General features: G+C 36.8%; 8 protein-coding genes. 1 reads left to right on the plus strand and 7 read right to left on the minus strand.

Annotation, left to right across the window (positions count from 1 at the left end; all coding sequences use genetic code 11):
- The 7 genes from ACILQF_RS07105 to ACILQF_RS07135 form a co-directional block, all read right to left on the minus strand.
- On the minus strand, positions 1–545 hold a 545-nt coding region (locus tag ACILQF_RS07105), incomplete at its 3' end, for a glycosyltransferase (protein WP_395626721.1).
- A 2-nt stretch (positions 546–547) separates the two neighbouring features.
- The gene (locus tag ACILQF_RS07110; protein ID WP_395626722.1) at positions 548–1,171 is read right to left on the minus strand and encodes a lysophospholipid acyltransferase family protein; all 624 of its coding nucleotides are present in this window, start codon (positions 1,169–1,171) and stop codon (positions 548–550) included.
- Positions 1,172–1,214: 43 nt separating this feature from the next.
- On the minus strand, positions 1,215–2,675 hold the full coding sequence (gene crtD, locus ACILQF_RS07115; RefSeq protein ID WP_395626723.1) for a 1-hydroxycarotenoid 3,4-desaturase CrtD: 1,461 nt from the start codon (positions 2,673–2,675) through the stop codon (positions 1,215–1,217).
- Between the two features lie 80 nt (positions 2,676–2,755).
- On the minus strand, positions 2,756–4,171 hold the full coding sequence (gene dacB, locus ACILQF_RS07120; protein WP_395626724.1) for a D-alanyl-D-alanine carboxypeptidase/D-alanyl-D-alanine-endopeptidase: 1,416 nt from the start codon (positions 4,169–4,171) through the stop codon (positions 2,756–2,758).
- A 155-nt stretch (positions 4,172–4,326) separates the two neighbouring features.
- Positions 4,327–4,884 carry a RidA family protein gene (locus ACILQF_RS07125; RefSeq protein ID WP_395626725.1) on the minus strand — a complete coding sequence of 186 codons (558 nt, stop codon included), beginning with the start codon at positions 4,882–4,884 and terminating at the stop codon, positions 4,327–4,329.
- Between the two features lie 8 nt (positions 4,885–4,892).
- A complete protein-coding gene (locus tag ACILQF_RS07130) occupies positions 4,893–5,861 on the minus strand; it encodes a D-2-hydroxyacid dehydrogenase (protein WP_395626726.1) in 969 nt (322 codons plus the stop codon).
- Between the two features lie 7 nt (positions 5,862–5,868).
- Complete coding sequence (locus ACILQF_RS07135) at positions 5,869–6,858, minus strand: aspartate-semialdehyde dehydrogenase (RefSeq protein WP_395626727.1); 990 nt, start codon at positions 6,856–6,858, stop codon at positions 5,869–5,871.
- A gap of 216 nt (positions 6,859–7,074) precedes the next feature.
- Between ACILQF_RS07135 and ACILQF_RS07140 the strand changes: the two genes are divergently transcribed.
- On the plus strand, positions 7,075–8,989 hold a 1,915-nt coding region (locus ACILQF_RS07140), incomplete at its 3' end, for a lamin tail domain-containing protein (RefSeq protein ID WP_395626728.1).

Here is an 8,989-nt window from a genome sequence, read left to right on the forward strand (position 1 = left end):
AATAAATTTAGCAAAACATAATGCATCAATGGCACCACAAGACGCTCACCCCAAGTTTTCATCACCTGATCAGTAAAGAGACTAAGCAAGCTTATGCCACTAGTTTTCATGCGATTAATTGAATTATTAATCAGTCCATCTTTGACCGTTTCATCTGCATCCAGAAAAATGAAATAATTCCCCTTAGCAGCTTGAGCTAATTGATAACATGCAAAATTTTTACCAAGCCAATCCTTGGGAAGTGCTTTACCCGCTAACACTTTAAATCGCTTGTTTTGATTACTGTAATCCTGACAAAGCTGAAAGGTATTGTCTGTCGAATTATCATCCAAAACAATTACCTCATAATTTTGATAATTCTGGGCGCTTATGGAAGTCAATAAATTAAGAATATCGTCTTCCTCATTCCTTGCTGGGATTAATATAGAAACAAAATCTTCATGCTGCCTTGTTGAACCTGTAAGTTTCGGATTGGAAATGAAATTAAACAGAGTAACAACAAAACGCAATACTAAAAAAAAGAAAATTGAGTAAATCAGTATCATTCTTATAGGGCAATTGCGGTTTGCTTTTGCCGCGAAATTTCATAATGTTTATTAAAAGCACTTTTAATAAGCTGCAAACTTGTAAACTCAGCAGCTTCCCAGTTTTGAAGATAGCAGTTTATTGTAGGTTTGCGCTTTTCAAAATGATCCGTAAAGCTTGCTGCAAATACGTATTGAAAAGATTTGGTAGAACTATTGATTAAATTCATCAAGCCCTTTTCAAAATTTATTTCATCTACATGCCCAGAGTGGAGCTTCCCCTGGGGAAATATCAGCACTAAATTATTTGAATCATCCAGTAATTTACCTGCATATTCGAGGGTTTCGATAATACTTCTAGATTTTTTCTTCACTGAGAAGCTCCCAAGATATTTTAGAAACCATACTTTATGATAGTTTTCCTCACTAATCATCACATGAAACTTCTTCTTGAAATAAAGACGGTTAATTTGAAAAAGCAGGAATCCATCCCACCAAGAAAAATGATTCGCTAAGAGAAGAACGGATCTATTTCGGTCATAATTTATTTCATTGAAAAGTAAATCTTGAAAATCGGACTTAATAATCCTATTGATATACCAAGAGAAGAATTTAAATACAACCCAATTTTGACGTGGTTCAAGCATATGTTAAAGATATCATTTTTTAGCGTTTAGGAAATACATGGCACTAGTTTAGCAATTCATCTACAATTTTAGCAGATAAAAGAGCGAGTGGGATTCCTCCCCCAGGATGCACACTTCCTCCTACAAAATATAGCCCTTCAATTTTTGATGTAAAGTTAGCATGCCTCAAAAATGCTGAAAACTGGCTATTAGAACTACTTCCATAGAGTGAGCCTTGATAGGAAAAGGTTTTAGAATCAATCGATCTCGGATCCAATATTTCTTCACAGCTAATATGCTGACTTATATCACAGCCCAAATTTTTAGAAAGTTTGTCGATCATATTTTTGCGGGCATCAGCAATCAGTTCATCCCAATTCTGACCTGTATTTGAGGGCACATTGATCATGGTAAACCAATTTTCAGAACCTTTAGGAGCATCATCTGATTTGCTTTTAGAGCTTATATTCACATAAATGGTAGGATCATGATAAATAGATTTATCCTCCCAAATCTGTTTAAACTCTTCACGATAGTTTTCGGTAAAAAATATGTTGTGCATTTCAAGTTCAGGAAATGAACGGTTAATACCCCAATAAAAAATAAGTGCAGAGCTGCTGCGTTCCTGCTTTTGAATACGTTCGGGCACAGCAAAGTTTTTTAGAAGATTTTGATAAGTGTACCAAACATCCATGTTAGATACGATTAAATCTGCTCCATAGCTTAAACCATTAACCATTACCGCCTTTGCGCGACCTTTATCAAGTACAATCTCTTCAACATAGGAATTGAAATTAAATGTAACACCTAAATCGCGCGCAAGCTGTTCGAGGGAGCTGGAGATGGAATACATCCCTCCTACCGGAAAATAAGCACCAAAATATTGCTCAAAATGAGGAATTACATTTAAGGTTGCTGGAGCCTTGTAGGGGTTGGAGCCGTTATATGTGGCATATCGATTAAAAAAACGAATGGTTTTATAATCCTTAAAATACGACTCAATTGACTGATTCATGGAGCGAAAAGCATCAATTTGGGGGAATCTTATCAAGGATTTGAACGTCTGCCAACTAAAATAACTACTCCATTTATGAAGCGACCTTTGCAGGAAAACAGAATTAGTAATTTCGTAGATAGTTTTACTTTTCTCTAAAAATCGAATGATAGATGCTGCATTATCTTCAGTTTTTGCGGCCATTTCTTCAGCAAATTTATTGCGATCTGCAAATGCGCTAATTCTTGTCCCATCCTCATAAAAGTAATTACAAACAATATCAAGCTTTTTATATTGAAAATAGTCGGAGGGGTTTTTACCAGCCAAAGTAAACAGTTCGTCTACATATTGGGGCATAGTAAACAAACTAGGGCCCATATCAAAGCGGAAATCATTCAATTTCATCTCAGACAGTTTACCACCGGCAATAGAACCTGCTTCGAATACCTCTACTTGATAACCCTTTAAGGCCAGACGAATTGCGGTAGCGATACCAGCAATTCCTGCCCCAATAATAATGGCTTTTGACATAGTACGAAATTACATTATTTGAATCTTTGAAAAACAAATCACATAAAAAATGACTCGATTATTTCATTAAGAAACCTATCTCACTGTTTTAATGTGTTTAAAACTGTAAACATTTTTTGTCGCGCAGCAGAACTACTCCCACTATAATTATTGATAATAAATGAAAAAACTAAAGGAGTGCCATCGGCACTAGTTTGATATCCAGTATAAGCAATCACATCACTAATACTACCACTTTTCATTTTCATATTATTATAGAGCGGCAAACTCTCGTAGAAACCTGGAAACCAGCTTTCCTTTTTTATAGTCTGCAGTATTTGTGCCATAGCCATGGTGCTTATGCGGTTTGAAGGCGACAAGCCACTTCCATCATAGATATTCAATGCATCACCATCAATACCCGCTTTATCAAGCCAGAATCTCTTGAGGATTTTCACTCCGGCAGGGGTAGAAATTTCTTTACCCTCTTTTTGCGCTATCGTTTTTAATAAATGTTCTCCATAGAGATTGATACTTTTTTGATTAAACCAGTAAATAATTTTATCGAGGTTTGGAGAGCTATGCGTATCGATAATCTTAGCAAGAGGAGCAAAATTTTGATTGTTTAGGGACTGAAGCCTTGCAGTAGTGGCTCCCTTTTCTACTTTAACACCTAAATCACTTAATTTATTAAAAATATTAATTGCCAAATCAAATGCAGGATCCGGCACTGAGGCAGCGATTTCCTTTTTTAAATCGATGCCATAAGTACCTCTTACGTAAATCACAGAAGAATAAGGCGCAGAATAAGCATAAACATTATCGCCAGTGCCTGCAGCACCAGTTTTAACCTCATTTACAATATTAAGATAGCCCATCTTAGGCTTGGTCCCTAAAAGCTCGGTAGCCTCTCCAACCCGAGCACCCGGTTTAAAAATAAGATCAAACTGATTTTCCCTCCAAGTTAAAGATGATGGTCCGGCACCATAGTAATTGCCCATGTCTTGCCAAGTCCACCCTCCAGGCATGGTTTGCGTACCAAATAAACGATCATCAGCAATTATAGCTCCTGTTATGTTTTTTATGCCTGAGCGGATAACAGCATCAACCCATTTATTTAGAATAAGTTCAGACTTCGTCAAGTCATATCTGTCGCTGCCGAGACTAGGGTCGCCAGCACCAGCAATTATTAAATCGCCATTTAAAATACCATTGGGAGAGATTGTTCCATTGTAGCCAATACTGGTCTCCCACCTGTAATCTTCACCTAGCACATGATATGCAGTAGCTGCGGTAACTGTCTTGAGTGTAGAAGCACTTGCCAGACCAATATTCTCGTTTTTCGCAAAAACAAGCTCACCCGTCAAGGCATTCAACACTGTAAAAGAGCTTATGCCATACTTCATCTGTGAATCCATCTCGAAGCCATCGTAGGCATTTTCAATCCTTTGCTTTAATGTTTGCGATGAGATCGATGAAGAAGTAATAAGAAAAAAAACAGCTAAAATGTATTTCATGTACTAATTTATAATTTATCTAAAATTAAATTAATAAATTAAAAAGATAATTTTAATTTATTTTTTTCTGTTCATATTTTAAGAAAAATAGCAATAATAAATGCTGATTTGCAATAAAGGCAAGTCAGCGCCCTAAAATATGCGTTCAATAAAGATTAGTTCTCAATTTCAACAATCATTTCAATCTCAATTGCAATATTACCTGGTAGTGCCGACATACCTACTGCTGAACGAGCATGCTTACCTTTTTCACCAAATACACCAACCATCATATCAGAAAAGGCATTCATCACTTTTGGATGATCTTTAAATTCGGGGGTACATTGAACCATGCCTAATACTTTTACTATTCTTTTAACCTTACCTAAATCTCCAATTTCCTTTTTAAGGCTTGATAGTAAAGCTATTCCGGTTAAACGAGCAGCTTCTTGACCTTGTTCAATCGTTAGGTCTGCACCTAGGCGGCCTTGGTAAGTTCCTCCTTCAGGTTTATCAGGACCATGCCCAGAGGTAAAAACCAAGTTCCCAACACGAACAGTTTTCACAAAATTAGCGGTTGGAACAGATGGCTCTACCAATTGAATATTCAATTGCTTTAGGCGAGCATCGATATCGGCAGAAGCTTGGCTTGATATTTTTGCTGATTGATAATGTTTTGTGCTACAGCCAAATAAAACAAATGAAATAAGAAATAGCAAGGTATATTTTTTCATAGATTTAATTAGTGATTGCCATTATTAACGATATTTACTGGATTCTTGTCAAGATATGAGGATAAATTATTTTCTGTTATTGCCATTAATCGTGTTCGAGCTTCTTTGGTGGCCCAAGCGATGTGTGGCGTAATCAGGCAGTTTTTAGCTGTTAAAAGCGGATTATTTGGAGAAGGCGGCTCAACAGAAAGCACATCTAACCCAGCACCGGCAATTAAGCCTGAGTTTAAGGCATCTGCTAAATCTTGTTCAACTACGATCGGCCCTCTAGAGGTATTTAGAAAGAAGGCAGACTTTTTCATCAATTTGATTGTGTTTTTATTGATTAATCCTTGAGTTTCCGGAAATAAGGGGCAGTGAATGCTAACCACATCTGCATGAATTAGCAATTCATTTAATGAGGCCCATTTAAAGTTTACACGATGTGCTTGATCTGTCTGGCTTCGTGAATAAGCCAATACATTCATTCCTAAGGCAATAGCAACATCCGCTACCTTCTGCCCAATGGAGCCAAAGCCAATGATACCCAATGTTTTGCCCTCTAGTTCAATCAATGGATAATTCCAATAACTAAAATCAGCAGAAGCTGACCATTCGCCATTAAAAACCGAATCACTATGTTTTTGAACATGCATGCATAATTCAAAAAGCAAGGAGAATGTTAATTGTACTACTGAAGCTGTTCCGTAACCTGGAACATTGGCAACTTTTATTCCGCTTTTACGAGCAAAATCAACGTCTACTACATTATAGCCTGTTGCAAGTACCCCGATATACTTTAAATCGGGTAACTGAGCAAGAACATCTTCCCTAAGAGGTGTTTTGTTGGTAAAAACAATTTCTGCACCCTTGCAACGCTCTAAGATATCTTCAATAGGAGTTCTGTCGTATACTTCAAGATCACCAAAACGTTTTATTCCATCCCAGCTAAGATCGCCAGGATTCAAGGTATAAGCATCTAAAACGACTAGTTTCATGTAAAGATTAAATCAAGTTTTTAGCCATGAGATACTCGGCAATTTGCACTGCATTTGTTGCTGCGCCTTTTCTAAGATTATCTGCAACTATCCATAAATTCAAGGTTTTATCCTGCGATTCATCCCTTCTAATCCGGCCAACAAAAACCTCATCTTTTTCATGGGCATCCATTGGCATGGGATATTTAAGGTTTTCAGGATCATCAACAACAATAATCCCTTCCTCTTTTTCGAGGATTGAACGAACTTCATTTAGATCAAAATCATTTTCAAACTCAATGTTTACAGACTCCGAATGACCGCCCATTACTGGGATACGTACAGTAGTAGCTGTTACACGAATAGAATCATCGCTCATGATTTTTTTGGTCTCAAGGATCATTTTCATTTCTTCCTTAGTGTATCCATTATCTTGAAAAACATCGATTTGAGGAATTACGTTCAGGTCAATCGGATAAGGATAAGCCATTTCACCAATTATTCCCTTGCGCTCATTCATCATTTGATCGACGGCTTTTACACCTGTTCCAGTAACCGACTGATAGGTAGAAACAACAACACGTTTAATCTTAAATTTATCATGCAATGGCTTTAAAACCACTACCATCTGAATAGTTGAACAGTTCGGGTTGGCAATAATTTTGTCCTCTGCCCTAAGCTCATGCGCATTCACTTCAGGAACAATTAATTTCTTATCCGGATCCATCCGCCAAGCAGACGAATTATCAATCACCGTTGTACCAACTTCAGCAAAACGTGGCGCACTTTCTAGTGAGGTAGATCCTCCAGCAGAAAACAATGCTACATCGGGTTTCATTGCTATCGCATCATCCATAGTCACAACAGTATACTTTTTCCCCTTAAACTCAATCTGTTTTCCTGCACTCTTTGCAGAGGCTACTGGGATTAATTCACTAACTGGGAAATTGCGCTCTGCTAAAACTTTTAACATCACCGAACCAACAAGTCCGGTTGCGCCAACTACTGCGACTCTCATTTTCTGTATTTTTTAATTTAATATTTAATATCAAACAAATATGGTGAATTGTTTGGTGAATTATCGCTTTAAAGAGCCTAAAGCTGAAATTTTAGACTCAAAATATAAATTTTAACACAATTATTACCGTTTACTAATTAAGATCCCACGATAAACTAATTTTAACTGACCCTCATGGATCATAACCTTACTTTCAGAGTGCAATTGAGGTAAGAAATGAGAAAAATTATTCTAATAAGCCTTTTTATATACAGCCAATTAGCTAATGCTCAATTAGCTGATAACTTCAGCGATGGAGATTTTTTATCAAATCCCACATGGACAAGCTCCTCAAATAATGCTGATTTTATTGTTCTAAATAAACAACTTAAGTCAAATTCAAGTATTGCTTCAAGTAGCTTCTCAATAAGCACTGTAAATGCTATCGCGCTAAATTCAAAATGGGAGTTTTGGGTAAATCTTCAGTTTAATACTTCAGGAACAAATTATGTTGATATCTATTTAATTGCTGACAAGGCCGATTTAAACAGCAGCTTAATTAATGGATATTTTGTACGTATTGGCAATACAAATGATGAAATATGCCTCTATAAAAGATCCGGACTTATCAGTACTACCGTGAAGCTAATTGACGGGGTGAATGGAACAACAAATTCAAGTAATTCTTCAATTAGGGTACGAGTTATTAGAAATAATGAGGGATTATTCACCCTTGAAAGAGACCTTAGTGGCACTAGTAACACCTACATTTTAGAAGGCAACGCTGTCGATTTAGATTTCACAACTTCCTCATTTTTTGGCATTTACATACAGCAGTCTACCGCATCATTTTTCCAGAAACATTTTTTCGACGATTTTACAATTGAAGCTTTAGTTTCCGATAAAAGTCCGCCAGAATTAATAAGTGCTACAACATTAGACTCGAATTTATTGGATATTGCTTTCAATGAGGCTATGGATAGTCTTGGAGTTCACAACCCAATAAATTATAGTTTGGAAAATTACAGTGGATCAATGGAGCTTATTCAAGCTACTTCCGACCCGACTAGATTTAAAATTAAACTAACAAAACCTTTAAATTCAGGTACTTATATCTTAAAGGTGGCTAATATTAAGGATAAGGCGGGGAACATCATTCAAAATAAAAACAGTGTGCCATTTGTGTATAAAAAACCGTACAAAGCTCAATTCAGAGATATCGTAATAAACGAAATATTTGCCGATCCAGCGCCGCAGATTGATCTGCCATCGGTGGAGTTTATTGAAATTTTAAACACAACAAATGAAACTATATCAATGCAGAACTGGAGGCTCAGCGACCCTTCAAGTTCAGGAGCTTTAGGAAATATTAGTATTTCTCCCAACTCATATTTAATACTTTGCGCGAAGTCAGACACCTCAGAATTCAAAAAATTTGGAAGTGTATTGGGTATTTCACCCTGGCCCTCATTAAATAATGCTGCTGATGTGATACAAATAAGGGACCCATTTAATGTTTTAATCGATTCGATCTCCTATTCAGACAATTGGCATCGAGAATCTTTGAAAAAACAAGGTGGATGGAGCCTTGAACGGGTAAATCCGAAATCCATTTGTGAGGGAATTTTCAACTGGACTAGCTCAAAGGATCCAACTGGCGGAACACCCGGAAAGCAAAATTCTACTTTCATTGCAAATTTCGATCAGATGAGCTTTAAGGTAGATAGTATAAATCAGTTATCAGACTCAACAATAGTGGTCAATTTAAATAAACCGCCTAATATTGAATCAATAAACAATAATCATTTTTCTCTGCTTCCCACCTCTGGCCAGATCAAAGAGATAAATAGCAGTGGCGATTTCAAGCTAGTGACTTTAAAATTCAGCGAAAAATTCAAAGCAGGTACAACTTACCAATTAAGTATTAGTGGAATAAAAGATTGTAGCGGAAATACTTTCAGTAGTGCTACGCCATTTAGTTTTAGCATTCCTGCACTACCTACACCACCGCCTCCACCACCTATCCCACCAGTCAGGATTGATACCGCCCGCATATTTATCACCGAAATATTCGCTGATCCATCACCGGAGGTTGGACTGCCATTGGTTGAATTTATTGAACTTTTCAATCCCGGTAAAGACACCCTTGATC

Source organism: Daejeonella sp. (assembly GCF_044232565.1).
In the GTDB taxonomy this organism is placed as follows: Bacteria; Bacteroidota; Bacteroidia; order Sphingobacteriales; family Sphingobacteriaceae; genus Daejeonella.

Excerpts from the sequence above, each read along its gene's own strand:
- ACILQF_RS07110 (WP_395626722.1), bottom strand. The coding sequence starts at position 1,171 with ATGCTTGAACCACGTCAAAATTGGGTTGTATTTAAATTCTTCTCTTGG.
- crtD (WP_395626723.1), bottom strand. The coding sequence starts at position 2,675 with ATGTCAAAAGCCATTATTATTGGGGCAGGAATTGCTGGTATCGCTACC.
- dacB (WP_395626724.1), bottom strand. The coding sequence starts at position 4,171 with ATGAAATACATTTTAGCTGTTTTTTTTCTTATTACTTCTTCATCGATC.
- ACILQF_RS07125 (WP_395626725.1), bottom strand. The coding sequence starts at position 4,884 with ATGAAAAAATATACCTTGCTATTTCTTATTTCATTTGTTTTATTTGGC.
- ACILQF_RS07130 (WP_395626726.1), bottom strand. The coding sequence starts at position 5,861 with ATGAAACTAGTCGTTTTAGATGCTTATACCTTGAATCCTGGCGATCTT.
- ACILQF_RS07135 (WP_395626727.1), bottom strand. The coding sequence starts at position 6,858 with ATGAGAGTCGCAGTAGTTGGCGCAACCGGACTTGTTGGTTCGGTGATG.